This window comes from Pectobacterium cacticida, from assembly GCF_036885195.1.
Taxonomy (GTDB): domain Bacteria; phylum Pseudomonadota; class Gammaproteobacteria; order Enterobacterales; family Enterobacteriaceae; genus Pectobacterium; species Pectobacterium cacticida.
Genome location: NZ_CP133656.1, coordinates 4,030,825 through 4,050,581, shown reverse-complemented (window position 1 = coordinate 4,050,581; position 19,757 = coordinate 4,030,825). Strand labels below are relative to the sequence as shown.

At 48.6% G+C, this 19,757-nt stretch carries 16 protein-coding genes; 9 read left to right on the top strand and 7 right to left on the bottom strand.

The features are described 5' to 3' along the window. Positions 1-38: 38 nt before the first annotated feature. From mnmG to asnC, 3 genes are all read right to left on the bottom strand, one after another. Positions 39-1,928 (bottom strand): tRNA uridine-5-carboxymethylaminomethyl(34) synthesis enzyme MnmG, encoded by a 1,890-nt coding sequence (gene mnmG / locus RFN81_RS18385; protein WP_264497184.1) that lies wholly within the window; start codon positions 1,926-1,928, stop codon positions 39-41. Positions 1,929-2,319: 391 nt separating this feature from the next. Further along, positions 2,320-2,763 carry an FMN-binding protein MioC gene (gene mioC / locus RFN81_RS18380; protein WP_264497183.1) on the bottom strand — a complete coding sequence of 148 codons (444 nt, stop codon included), beginning with the start codon at positions 2,761-2,763 and terminating at the stop codon, positions 2,320-2,322. 90 nt (positions 2,764-2,853) lie between these two features. After that, positions 2,854-3,315: a transcriptional regulator AsnC gene (gene asnC / locus RFN81_RS18375; protein WP_264497182.1), complete on the bottom strand. Its 462-nt coding sequence runs from the start codon at positions 3,313-3,315 to the stop codon at positions 2,854-2,856. 152 nt (positions 3,316-3,467) lie between these two features. Between asnC and asnA the strand changes: the two genes are divergently transcribed. Continuing rightward, positions 3,468-4,460 (top strand): aspartate--ammonia ligase, encoded by a 993-nt coding sequence (gene asnA, locus RFN81_RS18370; protein ID WP_264497181.1) that lies wholly within the window; start codon positions 3,468-3,470, stop codon positions 4,458-4,460. Here asnA and viaA read toward each other — a convergent pair. Both viaA and ravA read right to left on the bottom strand, forming a co-directional pair. Beyond that, complete coding sequence (gene viaA, locus RFN81_RS18365) at positions 4,457-5,932, bottom strand: ATPase RavA stimulator ViaA (protein ID WP_264497180.1); 1,476 nt, start codon at positions 5,930-5,932, stop codon at positions 4,457-4,459. The genes asnA and viaA overlap by 4 nt on opposite strands. A gap of 5 nt (positions 5,933-5,937) precedes the next feature. After that, positions 5,938-7,437, bottom strand: a complete 1,500-nt coding sequence (gene ravA / locus RFN81_RS18360) for an ATPase RavA (RefSeq protein WP_264499039.1) — start codon at positions 7,435-7,437, stop codon at positions 5,938-5,940. Positions 7,438-7,780: 343 nt separating this feature from the next. Between ravA and kup the strand changes: the two genes are divergently transcribed. Together kup and RFN81_RS18350 are read left to right on the top strand one after the other, a co-directional pair. Beyond that, positions 7,781-9,649: a low affinity potassium transporter Kup gene (kup, locus tag RFN81_RS18355; RefSeq protein WP_264497179.1), complete on the top strand. Its 1,869-nt coding sequence runs from the start codon at positions 7,781-7,783 to the stop codon at positions 9,647-9,649. Positions 9,650-9,879: 230 nt separating this feature from the next. After that, on the top strand, positions 9,880-11,274 hold the full coding sequence (locus tag RFN81_RS18350; RefSeq protein ID WP_319800186.1) for a sugar porter family MFS transporter: 1,395 nt from the start codon (positions 9,880-9,882) through the stop codon (positions 11,272-11,274). Between the two features lie 108 nt (positions 11,275-11,382). On the opposite strand, the gene qseC is transcribed toward RFN81_RS18350, so the two are convergent. Together qseC and qseB are read right to left on the bottom strand one after the other, a co-directional pair. Beyond that, complete coding sequence (gene qseC / locus RFN81_RS18345) at positions 11,383-12,747, bottom strand: quorum sensing histidine kinase QseC (RefSeq protein WP_264497177.1); 1,365 nt, start codon at positions 12,745-12,747, stop codon at positions 11,383-11,385. After that, positions 12,744-13,406, bottom strand: a complete 663-nt coding sequence (qseB, locus tag RFN81_RS18340; RefSeq protein ID WP_264497176.1) for a quorum sensing response regulator transcription factor QseB — start codon at positions 13,404-13,406, stop codon at positions 12,744-12,746. Before qseB ends, qseC begins: the two co-directional genes overlap by 4 nt. A 264-nt stretch (positions 13,407-13,670) precedes the next feature. Between qseB and RFN81_RS18335 the strand changes: the two genes are divergently transcribed. The 6 genes from RFN81_RS18335 to rbsB all read left to right on the top strand — a co-directional run bounded on the left by RFN81_RS18335 (position 13,671) and on the right by rbsB (position 19,731). Then, a complete protein-coding gene (locus RFN81_RS18335) occupies positions 13,671-14,069 on the top strand; it encodes a YgiW/YdeI family stress tolerance OB fold protein (RefSeq protein ID WP_264497175.1) in 399 nt (132 codons plus the stop codon). A 644-nt stretch (positions 14,070-14,713) separates the two neighbouring features. Further along, complete coding sequence (locus RFN81_RS18330) at positions 14,714-15,550, top strand: hypothetical protein (protein ID WP_264497174.1); 837 nt, start codon at positions 14,714-14,716, stop codon at positions 15,548-15,550. A gap of 359 nt (positions 15,551-15,909) precedes the next feature. Next, positions 15,910-16,329 carry a D-ribose pyranase gene (gene rbsD, locus RFN81_RS18325; RefSeq protein WP_264497173.1) on the top strand — a complete coding sequence of 140 codons (420 nt, stop codon included), beginning with the start codon at positions 15,910-15,912 and terminating at the stop codon, positions 16,327-16,329. A gap of 7 nt (positions 16,330-16,336) precedes the next feature. Next, on the top strand, positions 16,337-17,842 hold the full coding sequence (gene rbsA / locus RFN81_RS18320; RefSeq protein ID WP_264497172.1) for a ribose ABC transporter ATP-binding protein RbsA: 1,506 nt from the start codon (positions 16,337-16,339) through the stop codon (positions 17,840-17,842). 7 nt (positions 17,843-17,849) lie between these two features. Next, positions 17,850-18,818 (top strand): ribose ABC transporter permease, encoded by a 969-nt coding sequence (gene rbsC / locus RFN81_RS18315; protein ID WP_264497171.1) that lies wholly within the window; start codon positions 17,850-17,852, stop codon positions 18,816-18,818. 25 nt (positions 18,819-18,843) lie between these two features. Next, entirely contained in the window at positions 18,844-19,731 is an 888-nt protein-coding gene (gene rbsB, locus RFN81_RS18310; protein ID WP_264497170.1) for a ribose ABC transporter substrate-binding protein RbsB, read from the top strand. Positions 19,732-19,757: the final 26 nt, after the last annotated feature.

The following is a 19,757-nucleotide window of genomic DNA, read 5'->3' as shown; positions in this document are numbered from 1 at the left end:
GCCGGATGACCGGCTATTCAGGAGATAATTTACCCTAATCAGGCACTGCGACGCAGTAGACCTTGCTTTTTAAGCCAGACTAGCAAAATAGAGATCGCTGCCGGCGTAATGCCAGAAATCCGTGAAGCCTGACCAATAGACGAAGGTTTGTGATCGTTCAGTTTGGCAATAACTTCATTTGACAGCCCACTCACCTGTTTGTAATCCAGTTCGGCTGGTAGCAACGTACTTTCATTACGCAGTTGTTTCTCAATTTCATCCTGTTGGCGAGCAATATAGCCTTCGTATTTAACCTGAATTTCAACCTGCTCAGCCGCCTGCTCATCGGTTAATGCCGGTGCAAACAGCGGCAACGCGGTCAGTTGACGATAATCCACTTCTGGGCGACGTAATAGCTCCTCACCGTTAACTTCACGCGACAATGGGGTTTTCAGTAGTGAATTTACCCGATCGCGAAGCTCTGATTGAGGATGAATGTAAATGTCACGCAGACGCTGGCGCTCTTTCTCGATATTCTCACGTTTTTCATTGAAACAGGCCCAGCGGTGGTCATCGACCATCCCCAGTTCGCGACCGATTTCTGTTAAGCGAAGATCGGCATTATCTTCACGCAGCATCAAACGATATTCAGCACGTGATGTAAACATACGGTAGGGCTCTTTTGTGCCCAGTGTACAGAGATCGTCAACCAGAACACCAAGATAGGCCTGATCGCGACGTGGCGACCACCCTTCTTTATCGGCAGCCAATCGCGCCGCGTTCAGCCCGGCTAGCATTCCTTGCGCAGCGGCTTCTTCATACCCTGTTGTCCCGTTGATTTGACCGGCAAAGAACAGACCATGAATATATTTATTTTCCAACGTAGGTTTAAGATCGCGCGGATCGAAAAAATCGTACTCAATCGCATAACCAGGACGAACTATGCGCGCATTTTCCATTCCTGGCATTGAGCGAACAATTTGCCACTGGACGTCAAACGGTAAACTGGTCGAAATTCCGTTAGGGTATATCTCATTACTGGTCAGCCCCTCGGGTTCAAGAAAGATCTGGTGCGAATTGCGATCGGCAAAACGCATGACCTTGTCTTCGATCGAAGGGCAATAACGTGGGCCAACACCTTCGATAATCCCAGCGTACATCGGGCTACGATCTAAATTATTCCGAATCACCTCGTGAGTTTTTTCGTTGGTGTGTGTGATATAGCAAGGCATTTGTGCCGGATGCTGGCTTGCTGAGCCAAGAAATGAGAAAACCGGCATAGGATTGTCGCCATGCTGTTGAGCCAGCACGCTAAAATCGATCGTTCTGGCATCAATACGCGGCGGAGTACCCGTTTTCAGACGGTTAACCCGCAGAGGCAATTCCCTCAGTCGACGCGCTAGCGGGATGGAAGGCGGATCGCCGGCACGCCCTCCACTGTAGTTATCTAATCCAATATGAATCTTTCCGTCAAGGAACGTCCCTACCGTCAATACGACGGCTTTTGCACGGAATTTTAGTCCCATCTGCGTTACCGCACCGACGACACGATCGTTTTCTACAATCAGATCGTCAACGGCTTGCTGGAAGATCATGAGATTAGGTTGGTTCTCCAGGGCAGTACGCACGGCTTGGCGATAGAGCACCCGATCTGCCTGAGCTCGTGTGGCTCTGACCGCCGGGCCTTTACTGATGTTTAGTATCCTAAACTGTATCCCAGCCTGATCGACAGCCCGCGCCATCAACCCTCCCATGGCATCGATCTCTTTAACCAGATGGCCTTTTCCAATACCGCCGATCGCAGGGTTACAAGACATTTGTCCTAACGTATCGATGTTATGTGTAAGTAAAAGCGTCTGTTGGCCCATTCGGGCAGAAGCCATCGCGGCTTCCGTCCCGGCATGACCGCCACCGATCACGATGACGTCAAATGGATCTGGATAAAACATGGTACTGCTCCTCGCATTATTGCGAATGATGAGTGGCGAACGATCGTTATTAGCCCTGGGGTGGGGGATTCTACTCAACTTTGAGCCAACGACCAAGTCCGTTGGATCCTCGATAATTAAAGAAAGATCTTTTTATTTAAAGATCTCTTTATTAGATCTCTTATTAGGATCGTCATACTCTGTGGATAAGTAGATATTCGTTTTTAAGATCAAGACAATATCACCGATCCTTTCCTGTGAAAGATCGGTGATCCTGAACCGTATAAGCTGGGATCTTAATGCGTACTTATGCACAGGACAAAAAGTATACTCCGGTTGTTATTGGGATAACTACCGCTTTTACACCGGAATAAAGGCTACTTATCCACAATCAAACGGTTATTATTTCGTCTTATTTGAGTAATTTAACCCAGGATCCCAGCCATTCTTCGGCGGGATCTTCAGGAATCTGATGCTGAGTAATGTCGATCTTAAGGATATCGCCGATCCGTTTGGCGCCTAATTCCGTGAGCACGCGATCCGCCGTTTGGATCGCGCCACAAAATGTGTCGTATTCTTTACTGCCGATCCCCACTGCGCCAAAACTTACCTGGGAGAGATCGGGTTTTTGCTGTCCCAATTGCTCAAATAATGTTTTCACGTTGTCAGGAAATTCTCCGGCACCGTGCGTGGATGTCACTACTAGCCATATACCACTTTCAGAAAGCGCATCTAGCATCGGGCCATGAAGTGTTTCAGTGGAAAAGCCGTCCTTTTCCAATAGCTCTGCCAAATGTTCTGCGACGTATTCGGCGCTGCCAAGGGTACTGCCGCTGATTAGGGTAATATCTGCCATAGCGATCCCATCCAGTAAAAGAGGGAACATTGTACGCTGTGATCTGGCTGGGATCTACCTGTGGATAATAGGGGTATAAGAAAGAGCATACTATGGCGTGATAGTACGCATAATGGGGTTTTGCAGGGAGATCAGCGTTTCGGTAGATTGAATCTCATCAATGGTTTGGATCTTGTTGATAAGTACGTGTTGCAATGCCTCGATAGATCGGCACATAACCTTGATAAAGATACTGTAATGCCCGGTGGTATAGTAAGCCTCTACGACTTCTTCCAGGTTGTTCAGTTTTTCCAACGCTGAGGGATAGTCTTTCGCGCTTTTCAGAATGATGCCGATGAAACAGCAGACGTCATAGCCCAGCTGTTTGGGATTAACATCAAGCCGCGTGCCGACAATGATACCCGCTTGTTTCATTTTTTCGACCCGGACATGGATCGTGCCAGCGCTGACGGAAAACTGTTTTGCCAGCTCGGCATAAGGCGTGCGTGCATTTTCCATTAATGCGGAAAGAATGCCGCGATCGAGATTATCGATCTGATAAATTTCTGCCACTTCGAGCCTCCTATTTTAGCGAATAATGATTTTATACCGCGAAAAAATGACGAATTAAAAGCACAACAGCAATTTATCCATAAGATTATTGAATGGCTAGCGCTTTTTATTGCTTAATGAATAACTAAATACGATGAATAAGAGACGCGGCAATGAAAAAGCAGTACATCGAAAAACAGCAGCAAATCAGCTTCGTTAAATCTTTCTTCTCCAGCCAGTTGGAGCAACTTCTGGGATTGATTGAAGTCCAGGCACCCATTCTTAGCCGTATCGGCGATGGCACGCAGGATAATTTGTCCGGTGCGGAAAAAGCGGTACAGGTTAAGGTGAAAGCGCTGCCAGACGCCACATTTGAAGTCGTGCACTCACTGGCTAAGTGGAAACGTAAGACGCTGGGCGCGTACGATTTTAGCAGCGGTGAAGGTATTTATACCCATATGAAAGCGCTGCGCCCGGACGAAGATCGTCTGAGCCCGATCCACTCGGTTTATGTCGATCAGTGGGATTGGGAACGCGTGATGGGAGAGGGCGAACGCAATGTTGAATATCTGAAATCGACGGTCACGCGGATTTATCAGGGAATCAAGGCGACTGAAGCCGCGGTACATCAGGTATTCGGTCTTCAACCTTTCCTACCGGAACAGATTCATTTTGTGCATAGCGAGACTTTGCTACAACGTTATCCAGAGCTAGACGCTAAAGGGCGCGAGCGCGCTATTGCTAAAGAATTGGGCGCCGTTTTCCTGATTGGGATTGGCGGTAAGCTGTCCAGTGGTCGCTCCCATGATGTGCGTGCGCCAGACTATGATGATTGGACGACGCCAGGCGAGCAGGAATTAGCGGGTTTGAATGGCGATATTATCGTGTGGAACCCAGTGCTGAACGATGCCTTTGAGATTTCATCAATGGGAATACGTGTTGATGCCAACGCATTAACGCGCCAGCTGGCTCTGACGCAAGATGAAGAACGTCTGAAGCTGGAATGGCATCAGGCACTACTGCGTGGAGAGATGCCACAAACGATCGGCGGGGGAATTGGCCAGTCTCGCTTGGTAATGCTGTTGCTGCAATTGCCGCATATTGGTCAGGTTCAGTGTGGCGTGTGGCCACACGCGCTGCGTGAGTCGGTTGCCGGGCTGCTTTAAGCCGTACCATACTGCCAACGGCGCATTAAGCGGCTTTTTAACCCAGTATCAAAGCGCCAGATATGGTCAAAGATGCGCATGATGCCGGGTTTGCCATGATCGGACATCGCTACAGCATGAAAACGATGCTGTAGCCACTTCTGACGGCTTTTCACCTTATCCACCACCTCATCCGGCAACCGCTGGGCGATGAAATCCGAAATTACGACGGCATCGGCATCGTGCCAGAGAGCATCCTCCATCGTATCCAATAACATGGACAAACAGGCGCTTAAGTCTGTTCCGCCGCGAAAGGACTGGCTGAGAAAACGTATTGCCTGCTCTAATCCATCCTCGGACGTCAGCTCATACTTCACCACGCAGGTGGAAAACAGCATGATGTAACAGCGGCGGTTATCGGCGAGCGCGATGCGCATCAGCGCCAGACAGAAGGCTTTGGCACAGCGTTCATTGAATCCTCCCATCGAGCCTGACGTATCGACACAGACGATAAAGGGGCCACGTGGTTGCTGTTCATTTTGCTGATGAACCACGGGGCGCTCGGTGATCTTTTCTCTCCAGCTCTCACCTTGTAGGCGATACGTCAGCAGCCGATGTTCCAGCAGGCGACGATAAAATTCGTATTCCAGCTCGCTGATACCTAGCGTGGCCAGCTCTGTCGGCATCAAGCGCAAAATATCGTCGCTCTGGTGCACGCCGCTCACTTGTTCGGGCACGGTGGCGGGTTCCCGTATTCTCACCCTAAAGGCTTCCTGTGGCGCTTCCTGCGTGAGAATGGATTTAGTCTCACGGCTACGTCCCAGCCTTTCCGCTAGTTTTTGTAATGCAGGCTGGCGTTGCAAAAACGCGCCAAAATCCAGTAACGGACGCGGGTCAGTTTGCATATGTTGTGCCGCGCTGAGATCCCAAAGCCGCCCGGCAGCATTTTCATTCTCAGCCAAAATCGGTTCAAGTTTGCCACTGAGCGTCAGGCGCTGTTGCAATTCATCTAACAGGATTTCTCGTTCTTGTTCCATTAACTGTTGATGCAATGAAACGGTTTGCAATGTGAGACTCAACCGCCAGCGTTGAAGAAAGAGTGCGTGGAGCCCACTCGTTATCTTCTGCCCCAGGGGCCGTTCTGGTGCCGTGATAAGCTGCGAGGCCTGAGTCAGAAACGGTGACTCCACGGTGTGCAGTGTATCCATTATTGCTGGCAGGCGTGTCTGAAAGGCCTGATTGTCAATCGATTGCGAGCGTTGGTAGCAGCTAAATTCTTTTTCCAAGTCTGGCGGTACCTGGGTGGTACGCAAGCGCTGCTTTAAGGTTTCTTTCCAGTGAGGAAGATCATTGAGTAACGCTGACTTCAGGCTGGGGTACTTTTCAAAGAAGAAAACGAGCTGAGGCGTTGCCAGCAGTGTAACGACAAGATCGTCCAGTAGCTCGTTTTCATCGATAGACAGCAGCATTTCCAGTGATTCCAGCGTGATCATCGGCGTTAATCCTGTTGCTCTGATTGCTGGATTTGCTCGGCAACCTGTTGCAGGCTGGCCTCTATTTTGGCCAACCACTCGCTCGGAACGAACAGGCAAGGCTGATGCTGGCTGAATAGGCGGCGTTGTTCACGCAGCTGCATGTTTAGTTTTTCATATTCATCGGTAATTTCGGCAGGAAGCGCAACGTCGCGCTTTTCCGGCAGAGAAAGAATAGAGGTTTGCAGGCTAATATCGCGAATGACCAGATGCTGGCGATCGTCTACCAACAGATCGAGGCGCTGGGTAAAGCCAATTCCGTTGAGCTTACCTCGGATTTCTCCGCCCTTTTGCAACCACTCCTGCAGCGCATTCTTCTCAATAACCAGATGAATAACTTCCATATCATGCAATATTAATGGGCGTTGCAGCACAAAATCCACTGTATCCGTAGTGATGGTATCAGGTAAGGCGTAATGAGATTTACGTCCGAGAAAATGCCCTTGTTTCTCAACTGAAAATGCCTGTAATTCGCTCTGCTCACGCTGATATTGCTGACGTTTGGTATTCACCTGCTGAAGACGAAACAGCAGGCTTTTTTGCTGGTAGGCCTGCTCGGTCATCAACAGTTCAAGCTGGCGTTCGATGAGCGCCAGGGTACTTTGGTCATGCCAGAGACAATCTTTCAACAGAATAATATCCACTGGCGCGATAGCCTCTCGACCACAGAAAAACGCGCTGGCTTGAAGCAGGCGCAGCGCTTTTTTCCAGCGTCGATCGGAAATGTAAGGGGCCTGTTCCAGCGCATCGAGCTGTTGGCGCAGCGTATAAATCAGCTCGAAGCTGGCTTCCGGCAGTGCAATGTGTTCTATGTCCTTTTGCCATTGCTGATATTCTTCATCACTGACGCTGAGAGCGGGGGGAACAGGATTCTCGCGATCGCTACTGTTATTTACCAGCAGTGCCCGGAAATTCTGTTTTTCCTGTACCCTGTCGAGCCATAGACGGATGAGCATCCGATCGTAGAGCGCTTCCAGGCCGCCATCCGCCTCTGGTAGTTCATTAGAGGCCGCGACCAGCAATCGCATCGGAATGGTATCTTCGCTGTTGCCGTTACGAAAACGCCGCTCATTAATCGCTGTCAGCAAGGTATTCAGAATGGCAGGACCCGCTTTCCAGATTTCATCCAGAAACACGATTTCGGCTTCTGGCAGGTAGCCTGCGGTTAAGCGTTGATAGCGGCCTTCATCTTTTAACGCCTGGATAGAAAGAGGCCCGAATACCTCTTCGGGGGTGGAAAAGCGCGTCATCAAGTACTCAAATGCATTCGCATGACGAAAGGCGAATTTGAGGCGACGGGCAATCATACTTTTAGCGATGCCTGGTGGCCCCAGCAGAAAAACACTTTCGCCGCTTAGCGCTGCCAGCAGACAGAGACGAATGGCATGCTGCCTTTCGTAGAGCCCATGTTCTAGCGCATGGCTGAGGCGAGAAATTCTCTCAGCCAGTGCCGCCGCTTGACGCATCATTAATCCGTTTACCCCATGATGTAATGGTCTGAAATCATTTATCTCTGTACCCGAAAAATTCACTAATAGGGGGCTCAGAAGCGCTATTTTCAAGACAATAGTAATAATAAACGGCAGATCACAGTTTTTTATTAGAATACTTTTGTGGATTATTCACCTGAACAAGGTAGTAAGCAATAAATCACCTTTTACAGGATGTTTCGTATACAGGGGATTGCAAAATCGATCGCACAATAAGAATGGGCTTTTATCATGATTTATGCATACTGTGCGCTTTTAGACGAGTTGCTATGTATAAGTGATGCGCTTCGCAAACTGATTAATCACAGAAGACAGATTTATGAGCACAGAACATAAACGTTCGCTGTCAGCGGTTACGCTGGCGGCAATCGGGGTAGTTTATGGCGACATAGGAACCAGCCCGCTATATACACTAAGAGAATGTTTGTCAGGACAGTTTGGTTTTGGTGTTGAATCTGATGCGGTATTTGGCTTTCTTTCACTGATCTTTTGGCTGTTGATTCTCGTCGTATCGCTGAAATACCTGACCTATGTGATGCGTGCTGACAACGCTGGCGAAGGGGGGATTCTCACCCTCATGTCGTTAGCCGGGCGTAATACCTCCGATCGCATAACATCCGTGCTGGTCATTATGGGGTTGATTGGCGGCAGTTTCTTCTATGGGGAAGTCGTCATTACGCCGGCTATCTCGGTGATGTCGGCGATGGAAGGGTTGGAAATTGCCGCGCCGTCGATGGACAGCTACATCGTCCCGCTATCGATCGTCGTTCTGACGTTGCTGTTTATGATTCAAAAACACGGTACGGGTAGCGTCGGCAAACTATTTGCACCCGTGATGCTAATCTGGTTTTTGACGCTCGGTGTGCTGGGCGCGCGTAGCATTATTGCGAATCCTGATGTCTTGCAGGCGTTAAATCCAATGTACGCCGTTCATTTCTTTATCGAATATAAATGGGTGTCGTTCTTTGCCTTGGGCGCCGTAGTCTTGGCGATTACCGGCGTTGAAGCACTGTATGCCGATATGGGGCACTTCGGCAAATTCCCGATTCGTCTGGCTTGGTTTACGGTGGTGCTGCCGTCGCTGGTGTTAAATTACTTCGGACAAGGCGCGCTATTGTTGAAGAACCCGGAAGCGATCAAGAATCCCTTCTTCCTGCTGGCGCCGGATTGGGCGTTGATTCCACTGATGATATTGGCGACGCTGGCGACAATTATTGCTTCTCAGGCGGTGATTTCCGGTGTTTTCTCCCTGACGCGTCAGGCGGTGCGTTTGGGGTATTTACCTCCGATGCGTATTGTTCACACCTCGGATATGGAGTCAGGACAAATTTACATCCCTGCCATTAACTGGATGCTTTATTTCGCCGTCGTCATCGTGATTATCAGTTTTGAGCATTCGAGCAATCTGGCGGCGGCTTATGGTATTGCCGTAACGGGGACGATGGTATTAACCAGTATTCTGTTCTGTACGGTAGCGGTGAAGAATTGGCACTGGAATCGCTATCTGATCTGGGGATTATTGACCTGCCTTTTGATTATCGACGTGCCAATGTTTTTGGCGAACGTGGTCAAAATTTTGTCTGGTGGCTGGCTGCCGCTGGCGCTTGGCATGGTGATGTTTATTATCATGACGACGTGGAAAAGCGAGCGCTTTAGGTTGCTGCGCCAGTTACATGAACATGGTAACTCATTGGATGCCATGATTGCCTCGCTGGAGAAAGCGCCGCCAATGCGTGTTCCCGGTACGGCGGTCTATTTCGCGCGCGCGACTCATGTTATCCCATTTGCATTGTTACATAATCTCAAGCACAACAAGATCTTACATGAGCGCGTAGTGCTGTTAACCATGCGAACAGAGGATGCGCCTTACGTGCTCAACGCGCGCCGCGTGACGGTCGAACAGCTTTCACCGACATTCTGGCGTGTGATTGCCAACTATGGCTGGCGTGAGACGCCGGATGTGGAAACCGTCTTTCAGCGTTGTTGGCAGGAAGGATTAACCTGCCACATGATGGAAACATCTTTCTTTATGTCGAATGAGTCGCTGATTATCGGTGAACGGCCATGGTATCTGCGCCTACGCGGTAAGCTATTTATCATGCTCAGCCGCAATGCGCTGCGCGCGGCGGATCAATTTGAAATCCCGCCCAATAGGTTGATTGAGCTGGGAACACAGGTTGAAATTTAACTGAATCCATTACAGGACTTATGCTGACTTGAGCTTGAGGTAGACGCGTTCAGACAAACGTCAGACCGAGCCCCCATTTAATCAATGGGGGCTACAGCCTCAAACCCCTTAATTGATATCCTGATCAGTTTAAGGTGTAATCGTTTACACTACGTGACTGCTATCACGTTTTTTCACGCCATACCCTCCTACCCTTAATTTATCCCGAATCCATTTCAATGGAGGGCATCGTGCCTGAAAAAAGTAAATTACAGCATTCAAAAAGAATGATGACCTTTTTCGTCTGTTTTCTTGCTGCTTTAGCCGGTTTGCTATTCGGTCTGGATATTGGCGTAATTGCGGGCGCATTGCCCTTTATTGCAGATGACTTTCAAATCAGCGTACATACTCAGGAGTGGGTGGTCAGCTCCATGATGTTTGGCGCTGCAATCGGGGCCGTAGGGAGTGGCTGGCTTTCGTTTCGTCTGGGCAGAAAGAAAAGTTTGATGATTGGGGCCATTTTGTTTGTTGTCGGTTCCCTGTTCTCTGCCACGGCGCTGAACGTGGAAATCTTAATTATTTCACGCATATTGCTTGGGCTGGCGGTCGGTATCGCCTCCTATACGGCACCGCTTTACTTATCGGAAATTGCACCAGAAAAAATTCGCGGTAGCATGATTTCGATGTATCAACTGATGATCACCATCGGTATTCTCGGCGCATATTTGTCTGATACCGCTTTCAGCTACAGCGGCGCATGGCGTTGGATGCTCGGTGTGATTATTATTCCGGCTATTTTGCTGTTGATTGGCGTTATTTTTTTACCCGACAGCCCGCGTTGGTTTGCTGCTAAACGGCGTTTTATCGATGCTGAGCGGGTCCTGCTGCGTTTGCGTGATACCACCGAGGAAGCCAAACGTGAGCTGGATGAAATCCGTGACAGTCTGAAGATCAAACAGTCCGGCTGGTCTTTATTTAAAGACAACAAAAATTTCCGTCGTGCGGTTTATCTCGGTGTACTGCTACAGATTATGCAGCAATTTACCGGTATGAACGTGATTATGTATTATGCGCCTAAAATTTTTGAGCTGGCGGGCTATACGAACACCACCCAACAGATGTGGGGTACGGTGATAGTTGGTCTGACCAATGTGCTGGCAACCTTTATTGCTATTGCGCTTGTCGATCGGTGGGGGCGTAGACCAACTCTGCTCCTGGGGTTCATTGTCATGGCATCCGGGATGGGCGTCTTAGGGATCTTGATGCATACAGGGATCCACTCCACGTCAGTACAATACTTTGCTGTCCTGATGTTATTGATGTTCATCGTCGGCTTTGCAATGAGTGCCGGCCCGCTTATCTGGGTTTTGTGCTCTGAAATCCAGCCGTTGAAAGGAAGGGACTTTGGGATTACCTGCTCGACCGCCACTAATTGGATTGCCAATATGGTTGTAGGGGCAACTTTCCTGACGCTGTTGAATAACCTGGGCAGCGCTGGCACCTTCTGGATCTACTCCGGCCTCAATATTCTGTTTATTCTGCTGACATTATGGTTGATACCTGAAACCAAGAACGTCTCTCTTGAACATATTGAGCGAAATCTGATGCAGGGCCGTGCGTTACGTCATATTGGTAATCGCGACTGATCTGCTGCTGGCTACGAGAGCGTTCTAGCGTGGTCAGGTATGCTTTCGTGGCCGATGGAAGCGATTGGCCTTTGTCAGTATTGTGAAGGGGAGACGTTCGTACCACGGTTAGTCGGAATTCTGTGGCAGGACGACCATAACAACCAGCCCACCTTCGGGCTGATTGCTGAACGTAACCTGCATGTGGTGCAGTTTGGCGATGTTGTTCACAATGGAAATCCCCAGACCGCTGCCGGACTTTTCCTGTCCGGGAGGACGATAGAAACGTTCGCCAATTCTTGCTAGGGCCTCATCGCTGAGGCCTGGCCCGTTATCGGCGACCTTAACGCTATTTTCCGTCAGCGTCAGACTTACCGTCCCCCCTCGATGGCTGTAGCGAATGGCGTTATCCAACAGATTGCGCACCAGCAGAGTCAACAGCAACGGATGACCCTGCCGAATAATCGGGGTGTTCGGTAAATCCAGCGTCAGTTCGATACCCGCGGTTTGTGCTGTGTGGTAGTGCTCGATTACCGCCTGTTGCAGTAATTCATTGAACTCAATGGGGTGCATCCCTTCAGGGGACGATTCTGCATCCAGCCGCGACAGCGTCAGGAGCTGATCCACCAATCGAGAGGCGCGATCGATACCTTTATCCAGGTTAATTAATGCATGCCGACGCATGATCTCATCATCATGGGCTAGTTGCGCAACCTCAGTCTGAACTTTCAGCGCGGCCAGCGGACTGCGTAATTCATGTGCGGCGTCTGAGGTAAAACGGCGCTCGCGGACGAGCATATCGCTGATGCGGGAAAATAGGTGATTCAATGCGTTGACTAACGGACGAACTTCTTGCGGAATGTGCTGTGCCGCCAGCGGAGTGCTTGCGTCTGGAGCGCGCCGCTCAAGCTCGGTGGTAATTCGTTTCAACGGTGAGAGCTCGCGCGTTACTAGCCAGAATAGCAGTGCCAACATGATTGGTAGCGCAAATAACCATGGCATCAAGTTAGTTGTTACAATATCCAGCGTCATATCCTGACGGTATTCCCATTCTTGTCCGACGGCGATGACATAACGGTTATCCGCGGTCGTCAGCCAAACGATGCGCCAGGCATCATCATCATCGCGTAACTCGCCGTCAGTGAAACCGTTATGTCGGTAGTCAAAGATGAAATCTTTGCCGTTTTCACCATCGTTCAATACCATTTTCCCCTCACGAGTAAAAATGGCGAAGGCCAGCGCATCATCTTCCTGTCGGCCACGGTTTTGAGATACCAATCTTTTGGTTTTGGGCAAAGAAACAGATTGCGTTCGCAATTCATCGGGATTGATGACAGCCAATTGTTTGGCGAACAGCATTTGCTGGGTATCAAATAGCTCATTGATATTATGGCGTGTTTGATACCATGCAAGCAGGCTGGCTACGCTCCAGCACATCAGGGTCAGCAGTGTAAAACCGGTAATCAGGCGTAGGCGCAGGCTGAGACGGTTCAAGAGGCGTCTCCTAGAATATAGCCGATACCATGTACGGTACGAATAAACCCACTGCCCAGCTTTTTACGCAAGTGGTGAATGTGGACTTCAACCGCATTACTGGAGACATCATCATCCCATCCGTAGAGTTTTTCTTCCAATTGCGCGCGTGTGAGCACACGGTTTGGGTTAAGTAAAAAAAGTTCCAGTAATGCGAGTTCACGGGATTTTAATATCAACGGCTCATTGTTTAGCGTGACGCTTCGCGAGCCAGGCTCAAGGGAAACGGCTCCGTGCGTCAGGGTAGGTTGTAGCTGTCCGTGACGGCGACGAATTAATGCCTGGAGGCGAGCAGCGACTTCCATCAGTGCAAAAGGCTTACACAAATAATCATCAGCACCTTGCTGTAGCCCTTCAACACGTTGTTCCAAAGCATCACGGGCAGTCAAAATTAGCACCGGTTCATCATGCCCAGCCTGACGCCATTGGCGTAGGATATCCATGCCATCCAGACCCGGCAGGCTGAGATCGAGCACGACAGCGTCATAAGACGCCGCTTCCAATGCCGCGGCGCCAGCCTTTCCTTCCGTGAACCAGTCAATATTAAAACCCAGTTTACTCAGCCCCGCTTTCAGGCCGTCGCCAATCAGGCGATCGTCTTCAATTAACAAGACTCTCATGGCCGCCTCGCAAGTTATGTACTGTCCGCCGTATTCGTGCCTTTACGGGTTTTATACGAAATAGATAAACAACGTGTACAGGGCAAATCGCAAAAATTGAGGGGATTTACGCAATCTATAAAAATAAAGAGATAAAAATCGATCTCTTAAGATTCTGTTAAGAACGGCTTGTTTTAATCCTACTCGAAGACCGATTACTTCCGCAGGTTGACTGCGAAATTGTTGACTGTGAAACGACAGGCAAAACATTAAGGAAGGTAAAACATGAAAAAAGTAGCTGCATTACTCGCTATTACCGCTCTGGTTTCTGCCCCCGCATTTGCCGCACAAAGTGGCGGTGGTTTCGTCAACCCAGAAATGCCAGCCGTTGGTACACATAAAGGAGGATTTGTGGATTCCCAGAATGCCCTCACCACGGTAGCTAAGGCTAAAGATTTGCGTGATGACAGTTGGGTTACATTAAGCGGTAATATAGAAAAACGGATCGGTGATGAGAACTACCTATTCCGCGATGCAACAGGTACGATGGAAGTCGAAATCGATCACAAGCGTTGGAATGGGCTGATGATTTCCCCCACCGATAAAGTGGAAATTCAGGGGGAACTAGATAAAGATTTCAATTCCGTCGAACTAGATGTGAAGCAGATTCGTAAACTCGATTGAACCATTATTTACTCTCTACTGGCGGGGGATTCCCCCGCCATTTTTGATCATATCGATGCCATTCTATTATTACCAATCATCAGATATATCTGAATAATAAAATCGTTGATGTTAACAAACCCAATAATAACCATTATCTTTCTGTTTGTTTTTTATTGAAATATAAGAAAAACAACATGGTCGTCAAATAATGTATATTATTGTTAATTATGTTTTTTTATTTTTATGCAAATATATGCTATGTATTTTATTTGGTGGTTATAGTTAAAACTTAACCATTTTTTAACAAAAATAAAACAATAATTAAGGTTCGTAAAAATTAGGAATATTTAAAAACGTAGGCTAAATTTTATTCGCATGACCACATCTATATGGCCATGATGGCTATTTTATATTTAGCTATAATTTTTAACTATCTATCTATTCTTATACCCTAAATAATTCGAGTTGCAGGACGGCGGAAGAAAAGAGAAAAATCTTCGTGAACGAATTCGTCCAGCTACGACTGGGCTCCGGTGAGAGGTAGGATATCTCTCATTTCACCCTGATGAGTTTACTAAAATAAGTGATTCGGGGGAGTGAACGCAGCCAACATACATGCAGTTTGAAGTATTACGGGTATATACCATATTGGAGATGTGTGTATGGGGATCTTAAACAATGCTTTTTCTTCTTTCGGAAATGCACTGAATTTTGTTGGTGAAGTTGAATCGAAAACCGTTACAACAGTAGCTAATGTTATCAGTTCTACGGCCACAGGTATCCATGACGTTGTTAGTGGAACGACTGAGTTTATTTCTGATCTCACTGAACCGATGCCCGTCATTAATGGCGTAGTCGATGGGGCAGCTACCATCATTGATGATGCTGTGCATGGTACTGAAATAGTGGTTCATCACTTTGCAATGTGGGGAGCTGAATCAGGGCAAGCTATTGGTACTGTAGTTGGTTCAACTGGAGATGCTATTGATAGCCTTGGAAATGGTGATATTAGTGGAGTGTTATGTTCAATAAAAGATTGTATTGGCGAGATAGTCGAAAGAGATCAGCAATATATAACGGCCCATCTTCAACATGATGCCGAATTGATTCAAATCCCCATCAAAGCATTAACTGAGGGAGTTATCGATATTTTGAAACCAATATTTGGTGATAATTGTATTACTAATATCCCCAGTATTATTGACGATATTCAACATGGACTTATCGATGGTGTGATTCTTGATAATATTGCGCAACCTTTACTTGATTGCTGGGCAAAATTCAATGAAGACGTCTTTGGCGATCTAGTTGGTAACCTGTCGTCAAGCGATATGGGGATGGGATTCGGATCTGATGGAGATCATGGACATCATTCAGGTGAATATGAAGGCCATGATGATAACTCATGCGGACATGAACATCATGTGGACACCCCATGTGGGTTTAACGTTGAGCTCGTTGGTGTTGCCGATACTGAATTATTGGCATTGAGTATATAAGCGTTTTGATTTTTTTCCTATCATCCCTCGACCTATAACGGGGGATGATTTTTACAGTCATAAAGAAATAAGTAGTAGAGTTGAAAAGAAACAGTTCGGTTTGTCCGTGTTCATTTATCATATATTCCCATCATTCTTCTGGCTGAAGGCGTTGTTGCTACACGATTAGAAGCACTTGCGTGTACTTTTCCTCATTAGGCCGCTTACTAGCAACAGTCAAATCCTCCTCCTCTTTACGATTTTTTTGTTAGCGAAACGTTTCGATAACGATCACATTTTCTCAGTTTCTTCATTGCCTTTCTCCCTTCTTTTTCTAGAATGCCACGAGCGAAACGTTTCGCTCGTAGGGTAATAAGAAAATGAAAAAAGCAGCGTTATTGAATTCAGATATTTCTTCCGTGATTGCTCGACTCGGACATACCGATACTCTGGCTATTGGCGATGCGGGTTTGCCGATTCCTGCAACGACGGCGCGTATTGATCTGGCATTAACACATAATGTGCCGACGTTTTTGCAGGTAGTGAGTGTTGTCACCAGTGAAATGCAGGTCGAAGCCGCTATTCTGGCGGAAGAGATGGTTGAAAAAAACCCCGCAATTCATGACGCCTTACTTGAGCAATTGAAGCAACTAGAACAACACCAGGGAAACTCAATTGCATTGCACTATGTTAGCCATGAAGAATTTAAAACCCAAAGCGGCAAAAGTCGGGCCATCATTCGCAGCGGAGAGTGCTCTCCGTATGCCAATGTCATCCTTTGCGCTGGCGTAACGTTCTGAGGCATCCATGCAACCTTTACTGCAACTGCAAGGCATCACGAAATCTTTTCCCGGCGTTAAGGCGCTGTCCGGTGCGGCGCTCAACGTCTATCCGGGAAAAGTGATGGCGCTGGTGGGCGAGAATGGTGCGGGTAAATCCACCATGATGAAAGTCCTGACCGGGATCTATCGAAAAGAGGCTGGCAGCATCCATTTTCTGGGGCAAGAGGTGGATTTCAACGGGCCGAAAGCATCTCAGGAAGCTGGTATCGGTATTATCCATCAGGAGCTTAACCTGATTCCCCAACTGACGATTGCCGAAAATATTTTTCTTGGGCGTGAGTTTACCAACCGTTTTGGCCGCCTCGACTGGAATAAGATGTATGCGGAAGCTGATAAGCTGCTGAAGCGCCTTAATCTACACTACGACAGCCGCCGTCTGGTTGGAGATTTGTCGATTGGCGATCAGCAAATGGTAGAAATTGCCAAGGTGCTGAGCTTTGAGTCAAAAGTCATCATCATGGATGAACCCACTGATGCCCTGACGGATACCGAAACCGCTTCGCTATTCAGCGTGATTAAAGAGCTGCAATCTCAAGGATGCGGCATTGTCTATATTTCCCACCGCCTCAAAGAAATCTTTCAAATCTGCGATGACATTACCGTTTTCCGCGATGGTCAGTTTATCGGTGAGCGCCCGGTCAGTGACTTACAGGAAGATACGCTGATTGAAATGATGGTGGGTCGCAAGCTGGAAGATCAATACCCGCGTTCGAGTAAAGCGCCGGGAGAGGTTCGCCTTAAGGTGCAAAACCTGTCAGGGCCGGGAATCGACAGTGTCAGTTTTACCGTGCGGAAAGGTGAGATTCTTGGCGTCGCTGGGTTGATGGGCGCGGGCCGTACTGAACTGATGAAAATTCTCTATGGTGCTTTACCACGCACGGGAGGCTGCGTGGAGCTTGATGGTCGCGACGTAGTGGCGCGCAATCCCCAGGAGGGTTTAGCTAACGGCATCGTTTACATTTCCGAAGATCGTAAGCGTGATGGTTTGGTTCTAGGCATGTCGGTCAAAGAAAACATGTCATTAACCGCACTGCGTTATTTCAGCACTACGGGAGGCCGCCTTAAACATACTGAAGAACAGGTGGCGGTCGCCGATTTTATTCGTTTGTTTAACGTTAAAACACCGTCAATGGAACAGCCTATCGGCCTACTTTCCGGCGGCAATCAGCAGAAAGTGGCGATTGCCCGTGGGCTGATGACACGTCCGAATGTCCTGATCCTCGATGAACCGACGCGGGGTGTCGATGTCGGGGCAAAGAAAGAAATTTATCAGTTAATCAATCAATTCAAAGAAGAAGGGCTGAGTATCATATTGGTGTCATCCGAAATGCCCGAAGTATTAGGCATGAGCGATCGCATCATCGTGATGCATGAAGGGCGCTTGAGCGGTGATTTCCCGATTGAGCAAGCAACCCAGGAAGCACTGATGGCTGCGGCCGTTGGTAAGCAATACGGCGCAAAGCAGGAGTAAGTCAGACATGAGTTCTCAATCTATCGCGACAAAACGCTGGTTTAGCAAAGCGTGGTTACTGGAGCAAAAATCACTGATCGCGCTCCTGATCCTGATCGCAGTTGTTTCCGCCATGAGTCCTAACTTTTTCACCCTGAATAACCTGTTCAATATTCTTCAGCAGACGTCAGTGAACGCTATTATGGCCGTCGGAATGACGTTGGTGATTCTGACCTCGGGCATCGATTTGTCTGTGGGGTCGCTGCTAGCGCTGACCGGCGCGGTAGCGGCCTCTATCGTCGGGCTTGAGATCAATGCGCTGGCGGCGGTGTTTGGCGCGTTGGCGCTGGGGGCGTTGATTGGTGCGGGCACTGGCGTCATTGTTTCGAAAGGTAAAGTGCAGGCATTTATTGCCACGCTGGTCATGATGCTGTTGCTGCGCGGTGTGACAATGGTTTATACCAACGGTAGCCCGATTAATACCGGCTTTTCTGATGTGGCAGATACTTTTGGCTGGTTCGGCATCGGCCGTCCGCTGGGGATTCCGACGCCAATCTGGATCATGGCTATCGTGTTCGCAGCGGCCTGGTACATGCTGCATCATACGCGTCTGGGGCGTTATATCTATGCGCTGGGTGGCAATGAATCCGCCACCCGCTTATCCGGCATCAGCGTTGATAAAATCAAAATTATTGTCTATTCCCTGTGCGGGCTGCTGTCCGCTCTGGCGGGAATTATCGAAGTCGCGCGTTTGTCCTCGGCACAGCCTACGGCAGGTACGGGGTATGAACTGGATGCTATCGCAGCGGTGGTATTGGGTGGCACTAGCCTGGCTGGAGGTAAGGGGCGTATCGTTGGCACGTTGATCGGCGCATTGATCCTTGGCTTCCTCAACAATGGACTGAATTTATTAGGTGTTTCCTCTTACTACCAAATGATCGTCAAGGCAGTCGTCATTTTGCTGGCGGTTTTGGTAGATAACAAAAGCAGTAAATAACCTTCATTCACACAGGAATTAAGCTATGAATATGAAAAAGCTGGCTACTCTGGTTTCCGCCGTTGCGCTGAGCGCGACCATCAGTACTAATGCCTTGGCTAAAGATACCGTTGCTCTGGTAGTTTCTACGCTGAATAATCCGTTTTTTGTTTCCATGAAAGAGGGTGCACAGAAAGAAGCCGACAAACTGGGTTATGACCTGATTGTGCTGGATTCCCAAAATAATCCTGCGAAAGAACTCGCCAATGTGCAGGATTTGACGGTACGTGGAACCAAAGTTTTGCTGATCAACCCGACCGATTCTGATGCGGTCGGTAATGCGATTAAAATGGCGAACCAGGCCAAGATCCCTGTTATTACGCTGGACCGCGTTGCCAGCAGTGGTGAGGTGGTGAGCCACGTTGCTTCTGATAACGCTTTCGGTGGTAAAGTGGCTGGTGACTTCATTGCCAAGAAATTGGGTGAAGGCGCGAAAGTGATTCAACTGGAAGGGATTGCCGGAACCTCTGCCGCACGCGAACGTGGTGCGGGTTTCATGAAATCGGCTGAGAAACACAAATTTGCCATGCTGGCTAGCCAACCAGCTGATTTTGATCGTACTAAAGGGCTGAACGTGATGCAGAATCTACTGACTGCGCACCCTGATGTTCAGGCCGTATTTGCTCAGAATGATGAAATGGCATTAGGCGCTCTACGCGCCCTGCAAACAGCGGGTAAGACAGATGTACTGGTCGTTGGCTTTGACGGTACGCAGGATGGCGTGAAGGCTGTTGAATCAGGCAAGTTGGCGGCGACGGTGGCTCAGCGTCCCGATCAGATCGGTGTGATCGGCATCGAGACGGCGGCGAAAGTGCTGAAAGGCGAAAAAACGCAGGCCATCATTCCGGTTGACCTGAAACTGGTAGCTAAATAAGTAGAAATATACCCTAAATAATTCGA

Coding starts and splice junctions, on each gene's coding strand:
- ravA (WP_264499039.1), bottom strand. CDS start 7,437: ATGCGTCAAGCGGCGGCACTGGCTGAGAGAATTTCTCGCCTCAGCCAT.
- kup (WP_264497179.1), top strand. CDS start 7,781: ATGAGCACAGAACATAAACGTTCGCTGTCAGCGGTTACGCTGGCGGCA.
- RFN81_RS18330 (WP_264497174.1), top strand. CDS start 14,714: ATGGGGATCTTAAACAATGCTTTTTCTTCTTTCGGAAATGCACTGAAT.
- qseB (WP_264497176.1), bottom strand. CDS start 13,406: ATGAGAGTCTTGTTAATTGAAGACGATCGCCTGATTGGCGACGGCCTG.
- viaA (WP_264497180.1), bottom strand. CDS start 5,932: ATGATCACGCTGGAATCACTGGAAATGCTGCTGTCTATCGATGAAAAC.
- RFN81_RS18335 (WP_264497175.1), top strand. CDS start 13,671: ATGAAAAAAGTAGCTGCATTACTCGCTATTACCGCTCTGGTTTCTGCC.
- rbsB (WP_264497170.1), top strand. CDS start 18,844: ATGAATATGAAAAAGCTGGCTACTCTGGTTTCCGCCGTTGCGCTGAGC.
- rbsA (WP_264497172.1), top strand. CDS start 16,337: ATGCAACCTTTACTGCAACTGCAAGGCATCACGAAATCTTTTCCCGGC.
- asnA (WP_264497181.1), top strand. CDS start 3,468: ATGAAAAAGCAGTACATCGAAAAACAGCAGCAAATCAGCTTCGTTAAA.
- mioC (WP_264497183.1), bottom strand. CDS start 2,763: ATGGCAGATATTACCCTAATCAGCGGCAGTACCCTTGGCAGCGCCGAA.
- mnmG (WP_264497184.1), bottom strand. CDS start 1,928: ATGTTTTATCCAGATCCATTTGACGTCATCGTGATCGGTGGCGGTCAT.
- rbsD (WP_264497173.1), top strand. CDS start 15,910: ATGAAAAAAGCAGCGTTATTGAATTCAGATATTTCTTCCGTGATTGCT.
- rbsC (WP_264497171.1), top strand. CDS start 17,850: ATGAGTTCTCAATCTATCGCGACAAAACGCTGGTTTAGCAAAGCGTGG.